This is a genomic window from Cutibacterium namnetense (genome assembly GCF_001642025.1).
Lineage (GTDB): Bacteria > Actinomycetota > Actinomycetes > Propionibacteriales > Propionibacteriaceae > Cutibacterium > Cutibacterium namnetense.
This window is the reverse complement of sequence record NZ_LWHO01000010.1, coordinates 1-23,682: the sequence shown is the minus strand read 5'-3', so window position 1 is coordinate 23,682 and position 23,682 is coordinate 1. Positions and strand designations below refer to the sequence as shown.

The window sequence follows — 23,682 nt, the reverse complement described above, 5'->3', positions numbered from 1 at the left end:
ATGATCGCCAACTATGGCTGAGAAGAAATCAATCAAGCTGGCCGACACCATGGCCGGCCGGGTCGAGCAGCTTGCCGACGAGCGCCACGCTGTGGAGCTTGGCGGGGGCGAGACTCGCTTGCAAAAGCAACGTGACAGGGGCAAGCAAACTGCCCGTGAGCGGATCGACAACCTCGTCGATGCCTATTCCTTTGACGAGGTGGGTGCGTTCCGTAAGCACCGCACCACCCTGTTCGGTATGGACAAGGCAGAGGTTCCTGCCGACGGCGTGGTTACCGGTCGTGCGACCGTCCATGGTCGCTCGGTGCACATTGCCTCCCAGGACTTCACCGTTATGGGTGGGTCGGCTGGCGAGACCCAGTCGACCAAGGTCGTCGAGACGATGGAGCAGGCCCTGCTGACCGGCACCCCGTTCCTGTTCTTCTATGACTCGGGCGGTGCCCGAATTCAGGAAGGCATCGACTCGCTGTCCGGGTACGGCAAGATGTTCTACGCGAACGTCAAGCTGTCGGGCGTCGTGCCGCAGATCGCCATCATCGCTGGTCCTTGCGCCGGTGGTGCCTCCTATTCCCCGGCCCTGACCGACTTCATCATCATGACGAAGAAGGCCCACATGTTCATTACGGGCCCCGGAGTCATTAAGTCCGTTACCGGTGAGGAAGTGACTGCTGACGACCTGGGTGGTGCGGATGCGCACATGTCCACCTCGGGCAACATCCACTTCGTGGCCGAGGACGACGACGCCGCAGTGCTTATCGCGCAGAAGCTGCTGAGCTTCCTGCCACAAAACAACACTGAGGATGCCCAGATCTCCAACCCCAATGACGACGTTTCCCCGCAGCCTGAGCTGCGCGACATCGTTCCGTTGGACGGTAAGAAGGGTTATGACGTCCGCGACGTTATCTCCAAGATCGTCGACTGGGGCGATTACCTTGAGGTGAAGGCCGGTTGGGCGACCAACATTGTTACCGCCTTTGCCCGGGTCAATGGCCGTACCGTCGGCATCGTGGCCAACCAGCCGAAGGTCATGTCGGGTTGCCTCGACATCAATGCATCGGACAAGGCCGCCGAATTCATCACGTTCTGCGACTCGTTCAACATTCCGTTGGTGCAGTTGGTTGACGTTCCTGGCTTCCTGCCCGGCGTTCAGCAGGAGTATGGCGGCATCATCCGCCACGGCGCAAAGATGCTGTACGCCTACTCCGAGGCCACCGTCCCGAAGATCACCGTGGTGCTGCGCAAGGCCTACGGCGGCTCCTACCTGGCCATGTGTAACCGTGACCTGGGTGCCGACGCCGTTTACGCCTGGCCGAGTGCGGAGATCGCGGTGATGGGCGCCGATGGCGCTGCTAACGTCATCTTCCGCCGCCAGATCAAGGAATCTGATGATCCCGCAGCCACCCGTGCCGCGAAGATCGAGGAGTACCGCAACGCCTTCAACACGCCCTACGTGGCTGCTGCCCGTGGACAGGTTGATGACGTGATCGATCCCGCCGACACCCGTCGCAAGATCACCGCCGCTCTGGAGACCTACGCCACCAAGCGTCAGTCCCGTCCGGCCAAGAAGCATGGCGTCATGCCGTGCTGAGCACACAAGGCTGATGGGAGGACAAGATGAGTGAGAATAATGAACTCGTCATCGAGACGCTGAACAAGCGGCTCGCGGCGCTGGAGGCCGAGGTTTCCCGGCTCAAGAAGACGAGCAAGGACGTTCCTGAGGACGTGCTCGCCGCCATCTGCGCCGCCGTTTCGGCTTACCTGGGCAATGACGGAAAGGTTCAGGCCGTCCGTTTCGCCCCGAGTGAGACCTGGGTCCGTCAGGGACGCAGGGCTCAGCAGAACCATTCGATTCGTTGACCTGGAGAAACTGACATGAAACTCAAGGTGACCGTCAATGACGTCGCATACGACGTTGACGTTGACGTTGATAAGACCCCCAATGCGCCGATGGCGCCGATCCTCTTTGGCGGCGGCTCCGGCGGTCCTATGAAGGCATCCGGTGGCGGCGCCGGTAAGGCTGGCGAGGGCGAGGTTCCTGCTCCGCTGGCTGGAACTGTTGCCAAGATCCTCGTGGCCGAGGGAGATGCCGTTAAGGCCGGTCAGGTTCTCCTGACCCTCGAGGCTATGAAGATGGAGACTGAGATCAATGCCCCGGCGGACGGAACCGTCAAGGGCATCCTGGTGGCCGTCGGTGACGCCGTCCAGGGTGGCCAGGGCCTGGTGGCTCTGGGCTGATCCTCGAACCAAAACACACACCGGCGCCTCACCTTGGTGGTGGGGCGCCGGTGCCATGTCTAGGGGGCTACGAGCCCTCTGTGACGTCGTCGGTTGCAGACGAGGCCATCACCCCGAGTGGCTTAGGAGACGAGATGACTCGCCTCTTTGAGGAGGGACGGGACATGCAGCGTCACATCACTTGAACACGATGACCTTACGGCCAGTCGGAGTGCGATCCCACAGCCACTTCAGACCAGATAGGTTGCGGATGTTGATGCAGCCATGCGAGGCCCCATCCCAGCCTCGACGGGAGAAGTCCGAGGAGTAGTGGATGGCCTGGCCGCCGTGGAAGAACATCGAGTATCGCATCGGTGAGCCGTAGGCACTGGAGACGTGGTGCTTATCTTTCCAGTAGATGGTACTGACACCCTCGGTAGTGGGCTCACTGGCGCGGCCGAAGCGGGCGTCAAGGGTGATGAGGATGCGGCCGTTTTGCACCATCCAGAGCTTGTGTTGGTTCTTGGAGGCGCAAATAACAGTTCCCGTCATGCAGCGACGGTTGAGGCGGGCACCGGTGTTCGAGACCAGCAGGGTGGTCGGGGGATGGGTTGATTCGGGCGAGGCAGTCGGTTGTGCATTCGCAACGCCGGCGACCCCAGCTGACAACGACATCGCCAGAGCGGTTGCCAGACCAGCAGCGCAGGAGGATCGCATGGATCAAAACCTTTCGGGGCGCGGACGAGAAGATGCTACGCCTTTTTCGCCACAACGTTGGTGTGGTTTTTGTTCCCCTTGGGTCTGTGGTGACAGGGTCTTTGCCGGGAGATGACGACGGCGCTGCAGCACCTTTGTGGGAACTACATCGCCGTCGTGGGGTGCCTATCAGCTGTTTTTCGCGCGGGTGCGGGCCTTGGCCCGCTCGTGGGCGTTGAGTTCGGTCTTGCGGATACGCACAACGTCTGGGGTAACTTCCAGACACTCGTCTTCGCGGCAGAACTCAAGCTGCTGCTCCATCGAGAGTTTGGTGGCCGGGATCAGGCGCTCCAGCTCGTCGCCGGTGGAGGAGCGCACGTTGGTGAGGTGCTTCTCCTTGGTGGGGTTGACGTCCATGTCGTCGGGGCGGGAGTTCTCGCCAACGACCATGCCCTCGTAGGTGTCCTCGCCCGGCGAGACGAACATCGTGCCGCGCTCCTGCAAGTTGAACAAGGCATAGGAGGTGACGACACCCTGGCGGTCGGCGACCATTGAGCCACTTTGGCGGGTGCGCAACTCGCCCACCCAGGGCTGGAAGTTCTCGAAGATCTGGTTCATGATGCCCTGGCCGCGGGTCTGGGTGAGGAACTCGGTGCGGAAACCGATGAGACCACGGGCTGGGACGACGAACTCCATGCGTACCCAGCCGGAGCCGTGATTGACCATGTGCATCATCTGGCCTTTGCGCAGGCCCATCATCTGGGTGACGGCGCCCATGAACTCCTCTGGTGCATCGATGGTGACGCGTTCGAAAGGCTCGTGCAGCTTGCCGTTTATGGTCTTGGTGACGACCTGCGGCTTGCCAACGGTGAGCTCGAATCCCTCGCGCCGCATCTGCTCGACGAGGACGGCCAGCTGCAGTTCGCCGCGGCCTTGCACCTCCCACATGTCGGGGCGGTCGGTGTCGGCCACCTTGATCGATACGTTTCCGATGAGTTCTTGGTCGAGACGAGCCTTGAGAAGACGAGCGGTGAGCTTGTCACCGGAGCGACCTGACAGTGGCGAGGTATTGATGCCGATCGTCATTGACATGGACGGTTCGTCGACGTGGATGAGAGGCAGAGGGACCGGGTTTTCAGGATCTGAGAGAGTTTCGCCGATGGTGATGTCGGGGATGCCGGCGATGGCGACGATGTCACCTGGGCCAGCTTTCTCGGCGGGGACGCGTTCCAGAGCCTCGGTCATGAGCAGCTCGGAGAGCTTGACGTTCTGAACCGAGCCGTCGCGCTTGCACCAGGCCACCGTCTGTCCTTTGGTGAGCTCACCGGAGACGACGCGGCACAGGGCTAGACGGCCGAGGTAGGGGGAGGCGTCGAGGTTGGTGACGTGGGCGCGCAGCACCCCGCCCTCCTCGTAGGTGGGAGCCGGGATGTTCTCAAGGATGCAGTCGAATAGCGGTTGCAGGTCGGGGGAGTCGGGCAACCCGCCATCTTCAGGTTTGTTGACAGATGCGCGTCCAGCCTTTGCTGAGGCGTAGACCACCGGTACGTCAAGCAGCGAGGCATCGTCATCGTCGGAAAGGTCCATGAAGAGGTCGTAGGTTTCCTCGACGACTTCGTCGATGCGGGCATCAGAGCGATCGACCTTGTTGAGCACCAGGATGAGAGGAAGCTTCTTGGCTAGTGCTTTTCGTAGCACAAAGCGGGTCTGCGGCAGGGGCCCCTCGGAGGCGTCGACGAGCAGGATGACGCCATCGACCATCTCCAGGCCGCGTTCCACCTCGCCGCCGAAGTCGGCGTGACCAGGGGTGTCGATAATGTTGAGGGTGATTTCCTCGCCGTCACTCATGACGTGTTTGACAGCGGTGTTTTTGGCGAGGATCGTGATGCCTTTCTCGCGCTCCAGATCCATCGAGTCCATGACGCGTTTCTCGACTTCGGCACCCTCGCGGAAGGCTCCCGACTGCCACAACATAGCGTCGACCAAGGTAGTCTTTCCGTGGTCAACGTGGGCCACGATGGCGATGTTGCGCAGATCCTTGCGTACGGGCATGCAGAACTCCGGTTCAGATCGAGGATGGTGGTACCGCGACGGGGCCGCGGGTGGTTGGCGGGCAGAAACACACCACCGTGAAGTGTAGGTCAGGGCAGGGCTGTGGTACGAATGGCCGGGCTGGCATCATAATTCGCGGCGTCGATGCGGTGGTTGGGCTCACGGCTTCTCGGCAGTTGTGTGGGTTCCATCGCACCACTGTGAAGGTGGCACCTGCGCCTTGACCTGGTCGATGTGCTCGCCGCATCCGGTCCAAGTCGTCTTGCCACAAACGTCGCATCTGACGGGTCGGCACATGATGGTAATCCTTTCTTTGGCATAAATAAGTTTATGTCATATGACTTTGTTGGCGGCCCGAGCAAGCACCGCGGTACGTTTCGCCCTAGGCTTGGGCGCATGGCTCAGGAGCAAAAAACCGATCTGACCACTGAGACCGAAGGGCAGGACCACGGCGTGCGGTTGCCGCCCGACCCGGCCATTCGCAAGCTTGCTAAGCGGGGACGCGGGGAGTTCATGGCGGTCGTCAAAGAGCACCCATCCTCCACTCTGTGCTGGGCCCTTCTTGCCGAGGGGGCGTTGTTGAACAGTACTGACGCTGCCGATGTCGCCGCGTACGCCTATGCCTGCACGGGTCGTGACCTTGGCCTCGAGCAGCTTCGGGACGCTGGGTGGGACGGCGAAGGGTCAGTGGATTGGGGCTATCTGCCTAACCAGGGTCTGTTTCGTTGCCTTCATGCACTGGCTATGGCGGCGGAGCGGCTTGGGTTTGGCGATGAGTCCGACGATGCCGACACCCTCTTGCGAGAGTTGAGTGACGAGGCCTGGCAGGCATTGCGTGGCGATGATGTGCCGTCTGATAGTGCTGTGGACGTCGAGGTGGATGAAGATCCCGATCATCAGGAGTGATGCGGTCATCGTCGCGTAGACGTCGACAGGTTGACAACGTGATTCTGTTAGTTCATTCTTGAGATAGGACATCCAAGGTCCAATGTAACGCGACGGGTTAACCCGACCAATCGATGGAGATGGGCGTATGAGCGGCGTCGAGGCCATAGCAGCCAGGAAATCATGGCGTGACGAGTTGACCGGCACGCAGTGGAAATCCTTCTGGGCGGCATGGATCGGTTATCTGCTGGATGGATTCGACTTCGTCATGATCACGCTGGTCCTCACCGAGATCGGCAGGACCTTTCACGTCGGACCAGCGGCGACTGCGACCCTGGTGTCCGCTGCCTTTATTGCGCGATGGTTCGGTGGGTTGCTGCTGGGAGCTATCGGCGACCGGATCGGCCGCAAAGAGGCCATGGTTATCTCGATTCTGCTCTATGCGGGTGGATCGGTTGTCTGTGCCATTGCCCCGACCTTCTGGGTCATTTTCCTCGCCCGTGTCTGCATCGGCATGGGTATGGCCGGTGAGTACGGCTCTTCAGCCACCTACGTCATTGAGTCCTGGCCAGTGCGTCTGCGGAATAAGGCCTCCGGGTTCCTTATTTCTGGATTCTCTCTCGGCGCCGGTGTGACGGCTCAGGTGTATGCCCTCATCGAGTACCTTACCCATGGCACCTCCGCTGAGCCTCATACCTGGCGAATACTCTTTGCGCTTGGCATTATCCCGATCGCCTTGGCTTTGTGGCTGCGTCGTACCCTTCCTGAGGCCGCTGACTTTGTAAAAATGCGCGAGGAGAAGGCCGCTCGGGCCGCTGCCGGCGAGGCCGTCGAGAAGACCGACATGTTCACCATGCTCTTCGCACGTAACCCGAAGCGAAGTATCATTAACATTGTTCTGGCCCTTACGACTTTCGGATGCCTAATCGTCATTTACCTGTTTAAGAGCGGCGTCCCGGGTCTCGTGTTGGCGCTGCTGTGGATCGTCGTCGCGGCCGTCATGGTGAGCTTCATGGTCCAGTTCGAGGGATCGCGTTGGCCGACAGGTGTGGCCGTCATGATCACGGTCTTTGTTGCTTTTCTCTACTCATGGCCGCTCCAGGCTCTGCTACCAACCTACTATCGGCAAACCCTGGGATTGGGTAGCGATACTGCATCGAACCTCGTGACCGCCACCTCTTTTGGCGCCGCAGCGGGCTGCATCATGGCCGGATTTATCGGTGACAGATTCGGCACCCGCAAGGCCTATTGGGTCTCCCTGCTCATCTCGGAGTTCCTCGTCCTGCCGGTGTTTCTCGTCAGCCGAGACATGGTGCACTCCTCGACGGTATGGGTCGTGCTCCTCGGAGTTTTCATCTTTGTTCAGCAGATGTTCGGGCAGGGCATCTCTGGTCTGCTGCCGAAGTTCATTTCGAACTATTTTCCGGTCGAGAAGCGCGCTGCTGGTTTGGGCTTTTCTTATAACGTCGGAGCTCTCGGTGGGGCCATCGCCCCGGTTCTCGGCATTGCCCTGGCAGGTGATCCAGCTACCGGTGTCGGCGGTGCGCTGCCCTCCAGCTGGGGCCTCGGATGGACTCTGTTCATCCTGTCTTTCGCATTCACCGCGGTGATCATCATTCTTATTGCCATCAATTTCCCGTACCGGATGCAGAAGCTGTTGCGTCCCGGCCACGTGCGTCCCGCCGACCGGATGGATCACGTCGATGAAGAGTTTGCGGCTTCCCGGACCCCTGACACTATCGCCGCCTCTGCGGGCGAGAAGGAGGACGTGTCATGACTGCTCCGACCATCGTCGGCGCGTACGCCGCGATGCCGCGGACCACTGCTGAGCGGGAGGATTTTTACCGACGGCTGGCCGAGACCGGTTGGGTCGACGGTATCGAGATCCCCTATCGGGAAGGCCTCGACGCCGATCCCCAGTGGCTCGCCGATCAGCTGCGTAACCGGTTCGCTCACTGCGTCGTAACGGCCATCCCTGGGACGATGCAACGATGTGCCACCGACTCTGTGTTCGGCCTCGCGTCTCCTGACGAGGAAGGTCGTCAGCGAGCCGTGACGTGGGTCACCGGTCTAGTCGACGATGTGCGAGCTCTGCACGAGATGGTCGGGCACCCTGTCGTCAGATGGGTCGAGGTCCATTCCGCCCCTAGTCGCAAGGCCGACGCGAAGGCGTTCGCCTCCTCGCTGGCCGAGCTCTCCGGTGTCTTCGAGGACGCTGGGCTTGCCATCGTCGTTGAGCATTGCGACGCGGCTGGTGGCGTCGGACCGGGAGAGAAGGAGTTCCTCAGTCTGGACGAGGAGATCACCGCGGTGGTTGGCACGCGGGCGCTGTTAACGATCAATTGGGGTCGCAGCGTCGTGGAGTCCCATGACCCTGAGTTGCCTGCGCGTCAGGTCGCTCGGCTGGCCGATGCCGGTTTGCTCGGCGGGGTGATGCTCTCGGGTGCTGGTCCGGACGCCACCCAGTACGGGCCGGCTTGGGGGGATGCTCATCTTCCGCTGCGAGACGACGAACCCACTAGTCTCCTGACTACGGATCTTGTCGGCTCCTTCTTGGATGCGGCTCGAGGCGCTCAGGTCTATCAGGGCATCAAGATCCAGGCTCCCGCCCATGCGACCGTCGAGCGGCGGTTGGCCATGGTCACTTCCATCCATGACGTCATGACGACGGCATGACACCCCTCAACGACACGACATCTACGGACAACATGAAGGACAACACCATGACCACGAAGTTCCACGGCGTCATTCCCCCGGTCGTCACCCCGCTGACCCTCGACGGTGATCTAGACGTAGCCTCCTACGAGAAGCTCATCAACCGTCTTATCGGTCAGGGGGTGGACGGTTTGTTCATCCTCGGTTCTACTTCCGAGGTGGCCTTCTTCGACGACGAGATGCGTGGCCGTGTGCTGGCTGAGGCCAAGCGGATCATTGCCGGTCGGGTTCCCTTGCTGGCTGGTGTCATTGACACAGAGACCTTGCGTGTCATCCGTCACATCCGCCAGGCCGAGGAGATTGAGGTGGATGCGGTCGTCGCCACTGCGCCGTTCTACGCCATCACCGGCCCGACCGAGATCGACAATCACTTTCGCGCCTTGCACGAGGCCACCGACCTCCCGCTTTTCGTCTACGACATTCCGGTGTGCGTGCATGTCAAGGTGCCCGTCGAGCTCATGATCACGTTGGGGCGCGAGGGGATCATTGCGGGCTGCAAGGATTCCTCGGCCGACGACGTCTCCTTCCGCCGCCTTGCCATGGCTAACCGCGCTGCCGGTTCTCCGCTGTCTCTGTTCACCGGTCACGAGGTTGTCGTCGACGGGGCCTTCATGTCGGGTGCCGACGGGGTTGTTCCTGGGCTGGCTAACGTTGACGCGACCAACTACGTGGCCATGTACAAGGCCTACCGCGAGGGGGATTGGGAGACGGTCCGTACCGAGCAGGACAAGGCTGCTGCGTTAATGGAGATCGTGTTCGCGCCCCAGGGTGTCGTTGGCCCGGCCGCTGGTGTGGGCGCTTTCAAGACGGCAATGCAGCTTCTTGGCACCATTGAGACCAACACTATGAGCATGCCGCTGCCAACCCTCACCGGGGACAACGTTGAGAGAGTAGCTGAGGTGCTTCGTCGTGTTGGTCAGCTCGCGTGAATGACAAGCATCGATGTGAGAGGGACGCACCTATGAGCGGATTCACAGACAGGATCATCGCCTCCATGGCAGGAGGACTCGTGGTTTCGTGTCAGGCTTATCCTGGAGAGCCACTGCGCCACCCTGAGACGATGGCCCAGATGGCGGCTGCGGTCGAAGCCGGGGGAGCGGTGGCAGTGCGCGCCCAGGGACTCTCCGATGTCTCCGCTGTTAAGGGGCGCGTGAGCATACCGGTGGTCGGTATTTGGAAGGCGGGTGATGAGGGCATTTACATCACCCCGACGCTGCGTCATGCGCGCTGTGTGGCAGCTGCTGGGGCTGACGTCGTTGCCCTCGATGGCACCAGACGAGACCGCGCTGACGGGCTCACACTGGCCGAGACAATCAAGGGTCTCAAGGCGGAGTATGACGTCGTCGTGATGGCTGATTGTGGCTCGGTTGACGACGGATTGTTCGCTGCTGAGGCGGGAGCTGATCTCATCGGGACGACGCTGTGCGGCTACACCGGGGAGCGTCCCAAGACCGATGGCCCCGACTATGAGGTTATTGAGGCCCTTGTTAAAAAGCTTGACGGTGGTCGTCCCGTCATCGCTGAGGGGCGTATTCACACCCCGGACCAAGCTCGCCATGCGATGGATTTGGGGGCCCATGCCGTCGTGGTAGGAACCGCGATCACCCATCCGACCTCGATCACTGGATGGTTCCGTGACGCGCTGAAATGATGGGCGCCTTGCCTAGGCCGGGGGTGGGGCATTTTTCGGTACTTCACCTCAGCGTGTACTACCACGAGCCAGGTTGGGCTGACCGTTTCAAGGTTGCGCGCCTGCCAGCCTCTCCCGAATGGCGGAGAAGTGATCCCACATGGCTTCGCGGCTGGCCTGTGGATCATGGCCGGTGACGCAGTCAGCGATGAGGTCGTGGGCCTGACGAGTGGCCGGCATCGTATTGGTTGGTGGAAGCATCAGCCCAGCAAGATTTAGGGAGTCCCAAAAGACGTCGATCAGCTCGCGGGCGAGTTGATTGCCCATGTCCGCATATAGCAGTCGGTGGAACTGGCGGTCTGCGGTGGCTGAATCCTGGGGATCGTCCATCCGGGCCGCCAGGGCGTGCAGGGTCCGTCCGGTCTCGGTGCTGATGCGGCTGGTGACTTCGGCGGCCAGCGAGCACTCCAGGAGTGCCCGCACTTCCACCATCTCCCGCAGACCGGTGAAGTCCCGGGCTCCGGTTTCGTCGGTGGTGACCTGTTTGACGCTTCGGTAGACGAGACTGGGGCGGATCGTTGACGCGGAAGCCGTCGACAGGTAGGTGCCCAGCCCGCGACGCACCTCAAGGATTCCTAGGGCGCGCAACTCTCGCACCGCCTCACGGAGTGTGCCACGGGCCATCCCGAACTGGGCAGCGAGGTCCTGTTCAATCGGGATGGGGTCGCCGGGGGCAAGGTCTGAGGACAGAATCCACTCGAACATCCGCTTAGCCGCCGGATTGAGATTGTCGGCTAAGTGGACGGCGTCGTTCGTACCTGACATGCCGTTAATCATGGCATGGACGCCATGATGATGGCACCAGAAAATCAGCTTGGGTGACGCACGGTGGCAAAAGGCGGAAGAATGGAGGCACAGCGACGTCAAAGGCGTCGCCAGACCCAGGAGGGCGACATGAGTGAGCACGTTGTTTTCCGCGACATGCGGCCAGAGGACGTCAAGGTGATCACCTTCGGAGAACCTGGTTCCTTAATTGATCGCATTGACCGTCCGGACGTCGTTGCCAGGGTTGCTCTATACGAGAGCCGAATCGTCGGATATGCGGTTTCGTGGTTGGCGGTAGTCCACCGCACCCGTCGATTCGTCGACGTTGAGGTCCATCCTGATTCCCGGGGTCGCCGGATCGGTACGCGGCTGGTACGCCAGATCCAGCAGAGGGTTGATCGACCATTGGCGACGAAGGCGATTGCTGGCTCTGACGCCGAGAACTTCATCCTTTCCTTGGGAGGAGAGGTTTACGCATCGTGCCCACCTTTCGAGCTACCTCGGCGTCATTTTGGACGAGCGATCGAGGCGTTGGGGGAGGTCAGCCTTGGCCCGGGCGGCGCCATTTCGGGTGCAGCCCTGGCCCCTGGTGTGCTCGAGACGTTGTGGGAGCAGATGTATGTGTGGATGCACGCATCGTGGTCCCCGGTCGACGCCGGCGAGGCGGCCCACGAGGCGCTGCGTCAGGAGTTGGAAGATCTCGACGCCGAGGCCACTCGAGTGGGGCTCGTCGATGGCCAACCTGCGGCGGTGGCGTTCGTCTTTGTGGATGAAAACCCGACTGTTGTGGCAGAAACTGTGCAGGTTGATACCCCCGCTGGAGACGAGGCTGTTGCTTCAGCGATGTCGTCGGTGATCACTTGGGCTGAAGACGCTGGCTACAAGCGCATCAATTTTGACGGTCACCGCAGCGACCCACACTTCGGCCCGCTCGCGGCTCGTCTTCCGTTGGAGGGGGCCAGCCTGAACCTCATGGAGATCTCGGTCTTGCCGGCTGACGACGGCGGCGATGCAGCCGACGATGGCGCAACCGTCGCCTGAGGGTGGTTGAAGAGGCTTGGGCTGGCGCGGGCGGAACGGATTGGCCCGGGCTGGCGCTTCTAGTGTCGTTGTGGACACGTAGAGTGTGCCTGGTTGCACAGCGGCACGTGACCGATGCAACCAAAGGCAACCCGCACAAGTGGTGCGAGGAAATGGAGGAACACATGCCTGGAATCGTCGTCATGGGTACCCAATGGGGTGACGAGGGCAAGGGCAAGGCCACCGATCAAATGTCCGAACGCGTTGATTACTGCGTGCGGTATTCGGGAGGCAATAACGCTGGACACACTGTCGTCGTCGGTGACGAGAAGTTCTTCATGCACCTGCTTCCGTCTGGGGTTCTTAACCCGAACTCCACGGCCGTGCTCGGCAATGGAGTCGTGCTCAACCTTGACGTGCTGGCCGATGAGATCGACGCGCTGCGAGGCCGCGGTATCGACATCCCGCACCCGCTCATCAGTGCTAACACGCACCTCATCACCCCATACCACCAGACTCTCGACAAAGTCACCGAGCGTTTCCTCGGCAGTCGCCGCATCGGTACCACGGGGCGCGGCATCGGGCCGGCCTACTCCGACAAGATCAATCGGATGGGCATTCGCGTTCAGGATCTCTTTGACGAGTCGATTCTGCGTCAGAAGGTGGAGGCTTCCCTGGACCAGAAGAACCAGATCCTGGTGAAGATTTACAACCGTCGTGCCATTGATCCAGATGAGGTTGCCGACGGTCTGCTCGCCCATGCTGAGCGCATCCGTCCCTACGTTGTTGACGTGGCTCGAATCCTCAACAAGGGTCTTGATGAGGGCAAGGTCGTGCTTTTCGAGGGCGCTCAGGCTCACCACCTCGATGTTGACTTCGGCACTTACCCGTATGTCACCTCGTCTAATCCGATCGCTGCGGGTGCCTGTACCGGTTCGGGCGTCGGGCCGACTCGGATCGACCGCATTATTGGCATCGCCAAGGCCTACACCACTCGCGTCGGCGAAGGCCCGTTCCCGACTGAGCTACTTGACGATGACGGTGAGCGGCTACGCAGTGAGGGCGGTGAGTACGGTGTCACGACGAAGCGGCCGCGTCGCTGTGGCTGGTTCGACGCACTGGTGGTGCAGCAGGCGGTCATGATCAACTCGGTGACGGATCTCTTCCTCACCAAGCTCGATGTGCTGTCAGGCTGGCAGAGAATCCCGGTCTGCGTGGGTTACGACATTGATGGTGAGCGTACCGACGTCATGCCTGTCACCCAGTCCGATCTGCACCACGCTAAGCCTGTCTATGAGTTCCTGGATGGTTGGCGCGAAAACATTTCGACGGCCCGTTCCTTCGGTGACTTGCCACGTAACTGTCAGGCCTACGTACGGCGTCTAGAGGAGCTGGTGGGTACTCGGATTTCCGGGATTGGCGTGGGGGCCGGACGCGACGAGTCGATTGTGATCAACGACCTCATCGACTGACTCCTCCCGGCTGGTGGGGGACAGACGTTGCAGGCTCTAGGCTAGTTCCGTGTCCAGTATGACTGTTCTCGTCCTCGGGTCCGGTGGCCGCGAGCACGCCCTCGCCTTAGCCTGCCATCGCGACCCAGAGGTTGTCGCCGTCCACGTCGCCCCCGGCAACCCGGGGACGGCATCGTTCGCCACCAATCATGATATTGATCCGTGCGATTGTGATGCCGTTGTCTCTCTGGCGCGTGACTTGGGGGCGGACCTCGTTGTCGTTGGTCCGGAGGCGCCACTGGTTGCCGGGGTGGCCGACGTTTTGCGCGAGGCTGGGATCGACTGTTTCGGCCCGAGTGCCGAGGCCGCCCGGCTGGAGGGGTCGAAGGCCTTCGCTAAGGATGTGATGGCTGCTGCTGGCGTGCCGACGGCAGGTTCTCGTTCCTGTGACGATGCTGAGTCCGTTGCGGCCGCCCTTGACGAGTTCGGGGCGCCATACGTGGTCAAGGATGATGGTCTGGCCGGGGGCAAGGGGGTCATCGTCACGAAAGATCGTGCCGAGGCTCTCGCCCATGCCGAGCGGTGTTTCAAGTCCGGTCACCTGGTGGTTATTGAGGAATACCTTGACGGCCCGGAGGTGAGCCTTTTCGCCGTGTGTGACGGCACTCGTGCCCTTCCGATGCAACCGGCTCAGGACTTCAAGCGGGTCGGGGACGGGGGAGTTGGCCCGAACACCGGCGGTATGGGCGCCTACACCCCGTTGCCGTGGGCCCCAGACGATCTCGTCGAGACGGTGTCGGCCACTATCATCTCGCCGACCCTGAGGCTGATGGCGGATCGTGGTACCCCATTCGTCGGCCTGCTTTACGTGGGGTTGGCGCTCACTTCTGCTGGTCCCAAAGTCGTTGAGTTCAACGTGCGATTCGGCGATCCCGAGACTGAGCCCCTGCTGAGCATGGTGGAGTCCCCTATGGCCCAGATCATGGCCGCTGCGGCCCGCGGAGACCTATCCGGTGTTGACGGTCTGCGTTTCCGCCGTGGCGCAGCTGTCGGCGTTGTTATGGCTAGCGAGGGGTATCCTACCTCCCCGGTGAAGGGGCGTCGGGTTGATGCCCCAGTTGACGACGAGGACGTTTTGCACGCCGGGACCCGTGTTGAAGGGGACGGCTTAGTCACCAGTGGTGGACGTGTTCTCGTGGTGCTCGGCCACGGTGAAACCTTGGCTGGAGCCCGTGCCGACGCCTACCGCAGGATCGACCAGTTGGAGGTTAGCGGTGGGTTTCACCGCAGCGACATTGCCCGCCATGCAGCCGAGCTAGAGGCTGCTGACGAGATGGCTGACGAACTCGCGCCGCAGCCCAAAAATTCCACCAACCTGACCGACGGGAAGTTTTCATGAGCGTACCCAATATCCTTGCTACCCGTTATGCTTCCGCAGCCATGCGTTCCATCTGGACGCCGGAAAACAAAATCCGTGCCGAGCGCAGGCTCTGGCTGGCCGTCATGGAAGCTCAAGCCGATCTCGGCGTGAGCTTCGGTGACGACGATCCCGAACAGGTCTTGGCCGACTACCAGGCGGTCCTCGACGATGTCGACCTGGACTCGATTGCCGAGCGGGAGGCGGTGACTCGTCATGACGTCAAGGCCAGGATTGAGGAGTTCAACGCCCTGGCTGGCCACGAGCATATCCACAAGGGCATGACGAGCCGCGACCTCACCGAAAACATTGAGCAGATGCAGGTGCTGGAGTCGTTACGGCTGGTGCGCGACAAGATGGTTGCCACACTCAACCAGCTGTCGCGGCTGGCCGCGCAATTCTCTGATCAAGCCATTGCTGGGCGCTCTCACAATGTTGCCGCCCAGGTGACGACCCTGGGCAAGCGGTTCGCCACCGCTATTGATGAGATGCTGGTGGCGTGGGACCATCTCAACGAGCTCATTGAGCGCTATCCGGCCCGTGGCATCAAGGGTCCGATGGGAACCGCCCAGGACATGCTTGACCTGCTCGGCGGTCACGACTCCAAGCTTGATGATCTCGAGCACCGCGTTGCCGATCACCTGGGCTTCAACCAGGTGCTCACCTCGACCGGTCAGATCTATCCGAGGTCCTTGGACTTTGAGGTCATCTCGACTCTGGTGCAGGTGCTGTCGGGTCCGTCTAACTTGGCGACGTCGATCCGTCTCATGGCCGGTAACGAACTCGTCACGGAGGGATTCAAGCCCGGCCAGGTGGGTTCGTCGGCGATGCCGCACAAGATGAATGCTCGTTCCTGCGAGCGAGTCAACGGTTTCCTTGTCGTGCTGCGGGGCTATCTGACCATGGCCACCGGCTTGGCGGGGGTGCAGTGGAACGAGGGTGACGTCTCCTGTTCGGTGGTGCGTCGTGTGGCACTGCCAGATTCCTTCTATGCCATCGACGGCGCCTTCGAGACCTTCCTGATGATCCTCAGCGATTTTGGGGCCTTCCCTGCCGTCATTGAGGCTGAGCTGGAGCGCTACCTGCCCTTCTTGACGACCACTAAGATCCTGATGGCTTGCGTGCGTGCTGGGGCCGGCCGGGAGGACGCCCATGAGGCCATTAAGGAACACGCGGTGGCTGTGGCCCTTGAGATGCGCGAAACCGGTCGCTCCGACAACGACCTCTTTGCCCGTCTGGCCGCCGATCCGCGGATTCCGCTCACCAAGGAGCAGCTGCGTGGCTTAGTGTCTTCGCCACTGGATCTGACCGGTGGTGCCCAGGATCAGGTGGAAGCGCTGTGCGCCAAGGTGGAGGATATCGTTCGGGAGTACCCGGACGCGGCCAATTATCTGCCTGGTCTGGTGTTGTGAGGCCGGTTTAGGCCAGGGCATCCGCCGCCGGGCTGGGTCGTGTCACATCCCGTGGGAGCACGACGATGCCCCGGCGACGCCGAGCGGCTCAACGACGTCACTGGGTAGCTGTCGCAGGATGGTGATTAGGGCGTGCACCGCAGGACGGTTCATTGTGGCCGGCCTGCTGCACACCACGATGTCGCGGTGGGGCCTGGGGCGGGTGAACTCCCGCACCACAATGCGCGGGTCCGCATGAAGTGGTGTCGAGATCGCGCTGCGCGGCATGAGGGTTCGGCCGGCTCCCACCGATACGAGTTCGCGGAGGGTCTCGAGGGATCCTGCTGTTAGGGTGTCGGGAGGTAGTGGACGAGACGAGCTGCAGACCTCAATCACCTGGTCTCTTAGACAGTGCCCCTCCGACATGAGGATGAGCCCTTCGGTGGGAACGTCGTGCGGATCGATCGGTCCTTCCCCACGGGCCAACTCGTCGTCAGCCCCCGTTGCGAGCAAGAATTCCTCCCGAAAGACGGGAACGGTCACCAAAGAGTCGTCATTAACGGGGGCTGCCACTGCGGCGACGTCTAACTGTCCGTCGTGAACAGCCTCCAGCAGCTCTGCCGTGCGCTTCTCGACGACATGGATATTCACGCTAGGCTCGTGCTGGTCAAACCGGGCGATAACCCGAGGTAACACAAACGGACCTAGGGTGGGGAACGCCCCGACCTTCAGCTCAAGGGCCATCCGGTCGGACTCTTCTCGCGCCATGGTCCGGATGTCGTTGGATAGCACCAACATGTCACGGGCAGCTTGGGCGATGCGTTCGCCCACTGGGGTGATCTCGATGCGTCGTCCCACCCTCACAGCCAGCACCACGCCAAGCTCATTCTCGAGCCGGTGGATTTGGGTTGAGAGGGTCGGTTGGCTGACACCGCATGACGCCGCAGCCCGGCCGAAGTGGTGTTCTTCGGCCAGGGCGACGAAATACCTCAGATCGCGAAGGTTCACGTGACCTCAGTTCTGCGTGGGATTTTGACGGATGAGGTGGTCGAAAGCTCCCAGAGCGGCGGTGGCACCGGCTCCCATCGAGATGATGATCTGCTTGTACGGCTGAGTGGTGCAGTCACCGGCGGCGAAGACACCGGGAATGGAGGTGGTGCCGCGCTCGTCAATGACGATTTCTCCCCGCTTGGTGCGCTCCAGGGCACCTTCGAGCCATTCGGTGTTGGGTAGCAGACCGATTTGGACGAAGACGCCTGCTAGCTCGATGCTCTTCACCTCACCACTGGTGCGTTCCTCGTACTCCAGGCCGGTCACCTTGGATCCGTCGCCGAGGATCTGGGTGGTGCGGGCGGAGGTGATGACGTCGACGTTCGGCAGCGAGTTCAGGGTGCGCAGCAGTACGTCGTCAGCTTTGAGGACGTCGAGGAACTCCACGACGGTGACGTGGTCAACGACGCCGGCAAGGTCGATAGCGGCCTCAATACCGGAGTTTCCACCCCCGACGACGGCCACTTTTTTGCCTTTGAAGAGCGGGCCGTCGCAGTGCGGGCAGTAGGTCACACCCTTGGTGCGGTATTCCTCCTCGCCAGGCACGCCAAAGTTGCGCCAGCGGGCACCGGTGGCCAAGATAACTGAGCGCGCTCGCAGGTCGCCATCGGTTAGATGCACGGTGGTCATGGCGTCGGTGGTTTCTAGGGCGCTGGCGGTCTGACGCTCGATGACGTCAATGTCGTAGTCGTTGACGTGGCTGCGTAGGGCATCGGCCAGACGTGGACCGGTGGTGTGTGGCACGGAGATGAGGTTGTCGATGGCCTCGGTATCGAGCACCTGTCCGCCGATTCGGGACCCGACCATGGCGGTGCGAATGCCTTTACGGGCCGCGTACACGGCAGCCGCAGCACCGGCGGGACCTGCCCCGACGACGAGCACGTCGTAGGGGTCGCGCTGTGAGAGGTCTTCCTTGGCCTCCTGGGCGGCATCGGCGTCGAGACGCTCGAGGATTTCGGCCATGTCCATACGCCCGGAGCCCCAGTCCTCGCCGTCTAAGTAGATGGCCGGTACCGAGGCGATTCCTTTGGCCTCTACTTCGTCGGTGTGGGTGCCACCGTCAACGGCGGTGTGGTGAATATTCGGGTTGAGGACGGCCATCGCGTTGAGGGCCTGCACTACCGTCGGGCAATTCTGGCACGTTAGCGACATGTAGGTGACGAAGTGGTGCTCCCCCTTGACCGCGCGCACGGCGTCGATGAGGGACTGCTCCTCCTTGACGGGGTGCCCGCCCACCTGTAGCAGGGCCAGCACCAGGGAGGTGAACTCGTGGCCCATCGGCAGGCCTGCAAAGCGGATGTCGATGGGGCTTCCGGGACGGGTGATGGCAAAGGACGGGGTGCGCTGATTGTTGACGGGTTCACCGACGCTGACGTTGTCAGACAAGGCGGCGATCTCGGATAGGAGCTCGTCCATTTGAGCCGACTTTGACGACTTGGTGGCGTTGTCCCCCTGGTAGGGGGAAGGCACTAGGATGATCGGCTCGCGCACCATCTCGAGGTAGGTCTTGAGCTGGGTGGTCAGGGCGTTATCAAGCATGGTTCTCCTGAAAGGGTGGGGGAGTGGAAATACCGGTCCGGGGATCCGCTGCAGGGACGAGCGCCCCTGCAGCAGATGCTCGGGTCGGAACTCAGATCTTGCCGACGAGGTCGATCGAGGGGGCGAGGGTCTCGTCGCCTTCTTCCCACTTGGCGGGGCACACCTCGCCCGGGTGGGCGTGGATGTATTGGGCGGCCTTAACTTTGCGGACCAGCTCGGTGGCATTACGTCCAATACCCTCGGCGGTTAGCTCGTAGAACTGGATGACGCCGTCGGGGTCGACGAGGAAGGTGGCGCGATCAGCCTGTCCGGCCCCTTCACGCTCGACGTCGAAGTTGCGGGTCAGCTGAAGGTTCGGGTCGCCAATCATGGTGTAGTTCACCTTGCCGACGGTGTCGGAGTCGGCATGCCAAGCCTTGTGCACGAAGTGCGAATCGGTGGACACCGAGAACACCTCGACTCCCATGGCTTGCAGCTCCTGGTAGTGGTCGGCGAGGTCGCCCAGCTCCGTGGGGCAGACGAAGGTGAAGTCACCGGGGTAGAAGAAGAACACGGCCCACTTGCCGGTGATGTCGGAATCGGAGACCTCGATGAAGTCGCCGTTGCGGAAAGCGTTGGCCTTGAACGGAAGGATCTTGGTGTTGATGAGACTCATGTGAGTCCTCTCTAGTCGACGGTGCAATAGCTCAACACTATCACTAAAGAAGTGCTCATAGTCAATGGCTATAAAAAGCATGAACTCGGGACACCCTGTGTCGCCGGAGCCTGCAACCGTGGCATGATGCCTTCATGGTCACTCCGCACCTCGATCTTCCGTTGTTGGCTGAGGGTAAGGTTCGTCGCCTCTACCGCCTTCCCGATCGGCCAGGCTGCCTCCTTATGGTTGCCACTGACCGGATTAGCGCCTACGACCACGTCCTGACCCCCGGTGTTCCCGGCAAAGGAGCCATCCTGACGAATATGTCCTTGTGGTGGTTCGACCAATTGTCCGACATCGTCGATAACCACCTCGTGGGTCTGGATGTCCCCGCTGAGGTTGCGGGGCGCGCCATGGTCGTTGAGGAACTCGACATGTTCCCGGTTGAATGCGTCGTGCGCGGCTACCTCACCGGTTCAGGGTGGGCCGAGTATCAGCGCAACGGTTCCGTGTGCGGAATCCCCCTCCCCGAGGGGTTGCAGGACGGTTCCAGGCTCGAAAAGCCCATTTTCACCCCGGCTATCAAGGCTCCGCAGGGGGAGCATGACGAGAACATCGACTATCTGCGCCTGGTAGAGCTCGTCGGCCCCGAGGTTGCAGTCCAGTTGCAGGACCTTTCGCTGCGGATCTACCAGCGTGCAGAGGAAATCGCTCGAAAGCGAGGCATCCTCCTGGCCGATACCAAGTTTGAGTTCGGGCGTCGGGCAGACGGCACCATCGTGCTGGCTGACGAGGTCCTTACCCCCGACTCTTCGCGATTCTGGGACGCTCAGACGTGGCGGCCCGGCCAGGGGGCCGATTCCTTCGATAAGCAGTATGTGCGTGATTGGCTTACGAAAGAGTCCGGTTGGGATCGCGCCAGTGACCAGAAGCCGCCTGCTCTCCCAGAAGAAGTCGTCGAGGCCACCAGCCGCCGCTATGAGGAGGCTTGGGCGCGTCTGACTGGCGGGCAGGTCTCCGACGAGGCCAGTGATGAGAGGCCCCAGAACGAGGCTGACTGTGAGAAGCAGACCTTGCGAGCTGATGATGGCCCCTCCGAGGAGTGTGTGGCGGCTGCGCCGGCGGCTATCGACGTTCCTGGTGAGCCGGATTCCCGTAGTGCCGATAGGATTGGGACTATGTCACGTGTAGTGGTGGAGGTCATGCCGAAACCCGAGATTCTGGATCCGCAGGGCAAGGCCATCACGTCGGTCCTTGCTCGGCTTGGTCATGAGGGCTTGACGGTGCGCCAGGGCAAGCGCTTCGAGATCACCGGGGACGGCTTAGAGGATCGTCTCGACGAGATCCGTCAGGTGGCCTCCGAGCTGTTGGCCAACACCGTCATTGAGTCCTTCGACGTGCACGTGGAGGATTGACATGGCGCGTATTGGAGTCGTCACCTTCCCCGGCACTCTTGACGACCAAGACGCAGCGAGGGCTGTTCACCTGGCCGGGGCTGAGCCCGTGTCGCTGTGGTACGCCTCGACCGATCTAGCTGGAGTTGACGCCGTCATCTTGCCGGGAGGTTTTTCGTACGGCGATTATCTGCGGGCAGGGGCCTTGGCTGCTGCCTCACCAGTGATGTCGTCTATTCGCAGGGCCGCCGAGGGGGGCCTGCCAGTACTCGGTATCTGCAATGGGTTTCAGGTGCTGTGCGAATCCCATCTGCTGCCCGGCACACTGATGCGTAATGAGAAGCGGCGCTTCCACTGCTCGGTGCAGCAGCTTCAAGTTGCGAGTGTGGACACCGTGTGGACCTGCGACTTCCAGCCCAGCCAGCGTATCCACATTGCTGTTAAGCACGGCGAGGGTAACTATGTGGCTGACGCCGCAACCCTAGCTGCCCTAGAGGCCAATAACCAGGTCGTCTTTCGTTACACCGCGAATCCGAATGGGTCAGTCCACGATATTGCCGGCATTACTAATGAAGCGGGCAATGTCGTCGGGCTTATGCCGCACCCGGAGCATTCTGTGGAAGAGCTCACCGGTGCCGGTACCGACGGGCTGGGCTTCTTCCGCTCGTTGATGACTTTCTTGTCCGCCCAGCTGTAGTGGTGTCCGTCTAGGAAACGTGTGATGGGGGTGGCTCCCGCGGGCCACTCCTTGCACCGTCAGGATTGTGCGGTCTAGGAATTTGTGACTACTGGGCGAGATGGATGCGCTGGCCGAGTGGAGACTCGGGGCTGACGGTTGGCAGAGCAGCGGCGCCGTCGAGCCCCTCGCCGAGAGGCTCGACGATTCGCGCTCCCGGCATCGCCGCTGAGATTTCCCTGGTAATCGCGGCATGGATGAGCTGAGACTTCATAACCCCGCCTAGCAGACCGACGGCGGGGCTGTCGGCATCGGTGAATTCGGTCTGGCGCAGACCGGTAACGGTGGAGTGGGCTAGCTCATGGGCTGCGCGCACGCAGATATCACGGGAGACGCGGTCCCCTTCTTCGGCTGCGGCGGTGACTGTGGCTGAGTAGGCCGCGATCCGTGAGACCATGAGCGGGTCGGCATGGAGTTCCAGGTAGGCAGCCTCGATGTCGTCGAAGTCGTTGCCGATGGTGTGAGTGAGGACCGTCGGCTCGCCACGACCATCATGGGCACGCATGACGGCATCTAGACCGTGACGACCCAGCCAGAAGGCTGATCCGGCATCGCCGATGATGTACCCCCAGCCGTCGACTCGGGCTACGCGGCGGCGGCCGACAGCCAAAGTGATGACCCCGGTGCCCGATGCTGTAACGACGCCCGGCTGGTCGCCGAGCGCGCCAAGGTACGAGGTGATGGAGTCGTGGGCGAGCAGTACTCGGCTGACGCCGAAGGGTTTGAGAGCGTGCAGGACGGGGGTGGGGTCCTCGTCGTCACGGGCCCCCGATGATCCGATAGCTACTGTGCATTCGGACCGGGTGATCTCCGGGTGAGCCGTCGCGACGTCGTGCATGACGGTCGCAAACTGCTGGGCTAGCGGGAGCGCGGTGCGCACTCCCGACGAGGTGACGATCCAGCCTGGCCCCCATGGCCCTGGCTCGCACCGCACGCGGGTGCTGGACTGTCCGGCGTCGACGGCGAGGACTGAAGAGGAACCACTGCGCACGGCATCATTCATGGAGTCAAGAGTATGGGGAGAGAGGGTGGCGCGCCTACCAAGGTATTCGGGACGATCACGACAGCCGATCGAACAGGGGTTACGTGAGTAGTTGCCTATCGGAAATAAGAAAGGCGGCAAAAACATAACCACCTGGAGGGCTTGGGTGATGGTGTCGGTGGTTAGGGGTGCGCGGCGGTATTGCTCTTCGTCTGTATTAGTGTGAATATTTATTGCTGCCTCGCGTCAGTGGGGGTCTGGTTCTGTGACAGCAGCGGAGGTTACACCGCGTGGTAACTGGGAACACTGTAGCCACCCGCGGTTAGGGGAATTCTCCAAGATTGCTGTCGTTGCTAAGAGCTGTGCCTACGTAACTTACGTCCATCAAAACTCGAAGAAAAATGCCGCTCTTATGAAACTGAATACAAAAAACCACACCGCAACAGATGCGAACAGTGCGACCGCTGTGGCGATACTCATCTTGATAAGAAGATGATGATCATCATCTTTGATGATGGTGCCTATAGTGCCAAGAATCCAACCTGTTAGCGAGAACACCACAATCAAAATAAGGTTGTGTATGAGCTTTTCCTTGCTGCTAGCAAACCTGAGGCTCGTAAGAAAATATTCCATGGAGCCCATGAGCACGCCAGCAAGGCTCGACATGACGGCAGTGATGGCCTTAACTCTGCGTTTTTGTTTTGCCACATTGTCTCGGGAAACTGCGGCCTTTTCCCACGGCCCAGCGAGCCACCCAACTGCAGGAAAAATAAATGACATGAATAATCTAGGTGAGCCGAGCTTAATGTCTGCACCTGCTAATATTGCGAATACTTGGTATTCTCAATATCGCTAGTGCCCAGACGGCTCCGACGATGGTTCCGGTGGCCAGGACGTTGAGGGGCGCGTGGCGGTATTGCTGTTCGAGTGTGTTTTCGCAGGTGGTCATCGGGGCGCCTTCGTGGTGGTGTGGGGGTCGCAGGCGTCTCCGATACCGTCGTGGTCGGTGTCGGTTTGGTCTTGGTTGGCTATGGTGGGGCAATTATCT

Annotated in this window: 22 protein-coding genes and 1 pseudogene; 14 read left to right on the top strand and 9 right to left on the bottom strand. The window is 61.3% G+C overall.

Annotated features, from left to right (window positions below; all coding sequences use genetic code 11):
* Positions 1 to 13: 13 nt before the first annotated feature.
* From A5483_RS09570 to A5483_RS09560, 3 genes are read left to right on the top strand one after another with little or no spacing between them, the layout of a single operon-like run.
* The gene (locus A5483_RS09570; RefSeq protein WP_063811705.1) at positions 14 to 1,588 is read left to right on the top strand and encodes an acyl-CoA carboxylase subunit beta; all 1,575 of its coding nucleotides are present in this window, start codon (positions 14 to 16) and stop codon (positions 1,586 to 1,588) included.
* Between the two features lie 26 nt (positions 1,589 to 1,614).
* Complete coding sequence (locus A5483_RS09565) at positions 1,615 to 1,857, top strand: hypothetical protein (RefSeq protein WP_002550299.1); 243 nt, start codon at positions 1,615 to 1,617, stop codon at positions 1,855 to 1,857.
* A gap of 15 nt (positions 1,858 to 1,872) precedes the next feature.
* A complete protein-coding gene (locus tag A5483_RS09560; protein WP_002550326.1) occupies positions 1,873 to 2,235 on the top strand; it encodes a biotin/lipoyl-containing protein in 363 nt (120 codons plus the stop codon).
* 177 nt (positions 2,236 to 2,412) lie between these two features.
* Here A5483_RS09560 and A5483_RS09555 read toward each other — a convergent pair whose 3' ends face one another.
* Positions 2,413 to 2,766 carry a L,D-transpeptidase gene (locus A5483_RS09555; RefSeq protein WP_063811739.1) on the bottom strand — a complete coding sequence of 118 codons (354 nt, stop codon included), beginning with the start codon at positions 2,764 to 2,766 and terminating at the stop codon, positions 2,413 to 2,415.
* A 333-nt stretch (positions 2,767 to 3,099) separates the two neighbouring features.
* Positions 3,100 to 4,962 carry a translational GTPase TypA gene (gene typA / locus A5483_RS09550; RefSeq protein ID WP_002550301.1) on the bottom strand — a complete coding sequence of 621 codons (1,863 nt, stop codon included), beginning with the start codon at positions 4,960 to 4,962 and terminating at the stop codon, positions 3,100 to 3,102.
* A 396-nt stretch (positions 4,963 to 5,358) separates the two neighbouring features.
* Here typA and A5483_RS09545 point away from each other — a divergent pair, with 396 nt between their 5' ends.
* The 5 genes from A5483_RS09545 to A5483_RS09525 all read left to right on the top strand — a co-directional run bounded on the left by A5483_RS09545 (position 5,359) and on the right by A5483_RS09525 (position 10,213).
* Positions 5,359 to 5,868, top strand: a complete 510-nt coding sequence (locus tag A5483_RS09545) for a DUF3151 family protein (RefSeq protein WP_002550286.1) — start codon at positions 5,359 to 5,361, stop codon at positions 5,866 to 5,868.
* Between the two features lie 127 nt (positions 5,869 to 5,995).
* Positions 5,996 to 7,624, top strand: a complete 1,629-nt coding sequence (locus tag A5483_RS09540) for an MFS transporter (RefSeq protein WP_063811704.1) — start codon at positions 5,996 to 5,998, stop codon at positions 7,622 to 7,624.
* Positions 7,621 to 8,523, top strand: a complete 903-nt coding sequence (locus A5483_RS09535; RefSeq protein WP_063811703.1) for a DUF4862 family protein — start codon at positions 7,621 to 7,623, stop codon at positions 8,521 to 8,523. The genes A5483_RS09540 and A5483_RS09535 overlap by 4 nt, the downstream gene beginning before the upstream one ends.
* Entirely contained in the window at positions 8,520 to 9,491 is a 972-nt protein-coding gene (locus A5483_RS09530) for a dihydrodipicolinate synthase family protein (protein WP_063811702.1), read from the top strand. Before A5483_RS09535 ends, A5483_RS09530 begins: the two co-directional genes overlap by 4 nt.
* A 32-nt stretch (positions 9,492 to 9,523) precedes the next feature.
* A complete protein-coding gene (locus A5483_RS09525; RefSeq protein ID WP_002550340.1) occupies positions 9,524 to 10,213 on the top strand; it encodes an N-acetylmannosamine-6-phosphate 2-epimerase in 690 nt (229 codons plus the stop codon).
* An 87-nt stretch (positions 10,214 to 10,300) separates the two neighbouring features.
* On the opposite strand, the gene A5483_RS09520 is transcribed toward A5483_RS09525, so the two are convergent.
* Positions 10,301 to 11,029 (bottom strand): FadR/GntR family transcriptional regulator, encoded by a 729-nt coding sequence (locus A5483_RS09520; RefSeq protein ID WP_063811701.1) that lies wholly within the window; start codon positions 11,027 to 11,029, stop codon positions 10,301 to 10,303.
* A gap of 69 nt (positions 11,030 to 11,098) precedes the next feature.
* Here A5483_RS09520 and A5483_RS09515 point away from each other — a divergent pair, with 69 nt between their 5' ends.
* From A5483_RS09515 to purB, 4 genes are all read left to right on the top strand, one after another.
* Positions 11,099 to 12,058 carry a GNAT family N-acetyltransferase gene (locus A5483_RS09515; RefSeq protein ID WP_193790474.1) on the top strand — a complete coding sequence of 320 codons (960 nt, stop codon included), beginning with the start codon at positions 11,099 to 11,101 and terminating at the stop codon, positions 12,056 to 12,058.
* 152 nt (positions 12,059 to 12,210) lie between these two features.
* Complete coding sequence (locus A5483_RS09510) at positions 12,211 to 13,509, top strand: adenylosuccinate synthase (protein WP_081474505.1); 1,299 nt, start codon at positions 12,211 to 12,213, stop codon at positions 13,507 to 13,509.
* Between the two features lie 58 nt (positions 13,510 to 13,567).
* The gene (gene purD / locus A5483_RS09505; RefSeq protein ID WP_063811699.1) at positions 13,568 to 14,887 is read left to right on the top strand and encodes a phosphoribosylamine--glycine ligase; all 1,320 of its coding nucleotides are present in this window, start codon (positions 13,568 to 13,570) and stop codon (positions 14,885 to 14,887) included.
* Positions 14,884 to 16,317, top strand: coding sequence for an adenylosuccinate lyase (gene purB / locus A5483_RS09500; protein ID WP_063811698.1), 1,434 nt, complete (start codon positions 14,884 to 14,886; stop codon positions 16,315 to 16,317). Before purD ends, purB begins: the two co-directional genes overlap by 4 nt.
* A gap of 42 nt (positions 16,318 to 16,359) precedes the next feature.
* Here purB and A5483_RS09495 read toward each other — a convergent pair whose 3' ends face one another.
* From A5483_RS09495 to ahpC, 3 genes are all read right to left on the bottom strand, one after another.
* The gene (locus A5483_RS09495; RefSeq protein WP_002550282.1) at positions 16,360 to 17,304 is read right to left on the bottom strand and encodes a hydrogen peroxide-inducible genes activator; all 945 of its coding nucleotides are present in this window, start codon (positions 17,302 to 17,304) and stop codon (positions 16,360 to 16,362) included.
* 6 nt (positions 17,305 to 17,310) lie between these two features.
* A complete protein-coding gene (ahpF, locus tag A5483_RS09490) occupies positions 17,311 to 18,885 on the bottom strand; it encodes an alkyl hydroperoxide reductase subunit F (protein WP_002550268.1) in 1,575 nt (524 codons plus the stop codon).
* Positions 18,886 to 18,976: 91 nt separating this feature from the next.
* The gene (gene ahpC, locus A5483_RS09485) at positions 18,977 to 19,540 is read right to left on the bottom strand and encodes an alkyl hydroperoxide reductase subunit C (RefSeq protein ID WP_002550276.1); all 564 of its coding nucleotides are present in this window, start codon (positions 19,538 to 19,540) and stop codon (positions 18,977 to 18,979) included.
* A 134-nt stretch (positions 19,541 to 19,674) separates the two neighbouring features.
* On the opposite strand from ahpC, the gene A5483_RS09480 reads away from it, so the two are divergent.
* Both A5483_RS09480 and purQ read left to right on the top strand, forming a co-directional pair.
* Positions 19,675 to 20,937 carry a phosphoribosylaminoimidazolesuccinocarboxamide synthase gene (locus A5483_RS09480; RefSeq protein WP_063811697.1) on the top strand — a complete coding sequence of 421 codons (1,263 nt, stop codon included), beginning with the start codon at positions 19,675 to 19,677 and terminating at the stop codon, positions 20,935 to 20,937.
* A gap of 1 nt (position 20,938) precedes the next feature.
* Positions 20,939 to 21,613 (top strand): phosphoribosylformylglycinamidine synthase subunit PurQ, encoded by a 675-nt coding sequence (purQ, locus tag A5483_RS09475; protein ID WP_002550295.1) that lies wholly within the window; start codon positions 20,939 to 20,941, stop codon positions 21,611 to 21,613.
* 88 nt (positions 21,614 to 21,701) lie between these two features.
* Here purQ and A5483_RS09470 read toward each other — a convergent pair whose 3' ends face one another.
* From A5483_RS09470 to A5483_RS11560, 3 genes and pseudogenes are all read right to left on the bottom strand, one after another.
* On the bottom strand, positions 21,702 to 22,655 hold the full coding sequence (locus A5483_RS09470) for an N-acetylglucosamine kinase (protein WP_042843233.1): 954 nt from the start codon (positions 22,653 to 22,655) through the stop codon (positions 21,702 to 21,704).
* Positions 22,656 to 23,018: 363 nt separating this feature from the next.
* A pseudogene (locus A5483_RS11570) lies at positions 23,019 to 23,583 on the bottom strand (hypothetical protein).
* A partial coding sequence (locus A5483_RS11560) for a thrombospondin type 3 repeat-containing protein (protein ID WP_153023083.1) occupies positions 23,580 to 23,682 on the bottom strand: 103 nt, incomplete at its 5' end. The pseudogene A5483_RS11570 and the gene A5483_RS11560, both read right to left, overlap by 4 nt.

Coding starts and splice junctions, on each gene's coding strand:
- A5483_RS09540 (WP_063811704.1), top strand. CDS start 5,996: ATGAGCGGCGTCGAGGCCATAGCAGCCAGGAAATCATGGCGTGACGAG.
- typA (WP_002550301.1), bottom strand. CDS start 4,962: ATGCCCGTACGCAAGGATCTGCGCAACATCGCCATCGTGGCCCACGTT.
- A5483_RS09545 (WP_002550286.1), top strand. CDS start 5,359: ATGGCTCAGGAGCAAAAAACCGATCTGACCACTGAGACCGAAGGGCAG.
- ahpF (WP_002550268.1), bottom strand. CDS start 18,885: ATGCTTGATAACGCCCTGACCACCCAGCTCAAGACCTACCTCGAGATG.
- purQ (WP_002550295.1), top strand. CDS start 20,939: ATGGCGCGTATTGGAGTCGTCACCTTCCCCGGCACTCTTGACGACCAA.
- A5483_RS09565 (WP_002550299.1), top strand. CDS start 1,615: ATGAGTGAGAATAATGAACTCGTCATCGAGACGCTGAACAAGCGGCTC.
- A5483_RS09525 (WP_002550340.1), top strand. CDS start 9,524: ATGAGCGGATTCACAGACAGGATCATCGCCTCCATGGCAGGAGGACTC.
- purD (WP_063811699.1), top strand. CDS start 13,568: ATGACTGTTCTCGTCCTCGGGTCCGGTGGCCGCGAGCACGCCCTCGCC.
- purB (WP_063811698.1), top strand. CDS start 14,884: ATGAGCGTACCCAATATCCTTGCTACCCGTTATGCTTCCGCAGCCATG.
- A5483_RS09570 (WP_063811705.1), top strand. CDS start 14: ATGGCTGAGAAGAAATCAATCAAGCTGGCCGACACCATGGCCGGCCGG.
- A5483_RS09555 (WP_063811739.1), bottom strand. CDS start 2,766: ATGACGGGAACTGTTATTTGCGCCTCCAAGAACCAACACAAGCTCTGG.
- ahpC (WP_002550276.1), bottom strand. CDS start 19,540: ATGAGTCTCATCAACACCAAGATCCTTCCGTTCAAGGCCAACGCTTTC.
- A5483_RS09560 (WP_002550326.1), top strand. CDS start 1,873: ATGAAACTCAAGGTGACCGTCAATGACGTCGCATACGACGTTGACGTT.
- A5483_RS09480 (WP_063811697.1), top strand. CDS start 19,675: ATGGTCACTCCGCACCTCGATCTTCCGTTGTTGGCTGAGGGTAAGGTT.
- A5483_RS09515 (WP_193790474.1), top strand. CDS start 11,099: ATGGAGGCACAGCGACGTCAAAGGCGTCGCCAGACCCAGGAGGGCGAC.
- A5483_RS09470 (WP_042843233.1), bottom strand. CDS start 22,655: ATGAATGATGCCGTGCGCAGTGGTTCCTCTTCAGTCCTCGCCGTCGAC.
- A5483_RS09510 (WP_081474505.1), top strand. CDS start 12,211: ATGGAGGAACACATGCCTGGAATCGTCGTCATGGGTACCCAATGGGGT.
- A5483_RS09530 (WP_063811702.1), top strand. CDS start 8,520: ATGACACCCCTCAACGACACGACATCTACGGACAACATGAAGGACAAC.
- A5483_RS09535 (WP_063811703.1), top strand. CDS start 7,621: ATGACTGCTCCGACCATCGTCGGCGCGTACGCCGCGATGCCGCGGACC.
- A5483_RS09520 (WP_063811701.1), bottom strand. CDS start 11,029: ATGATTAACGGCATGTCAGGTACGAACGACGCCGTCCACTTAGCCGAC.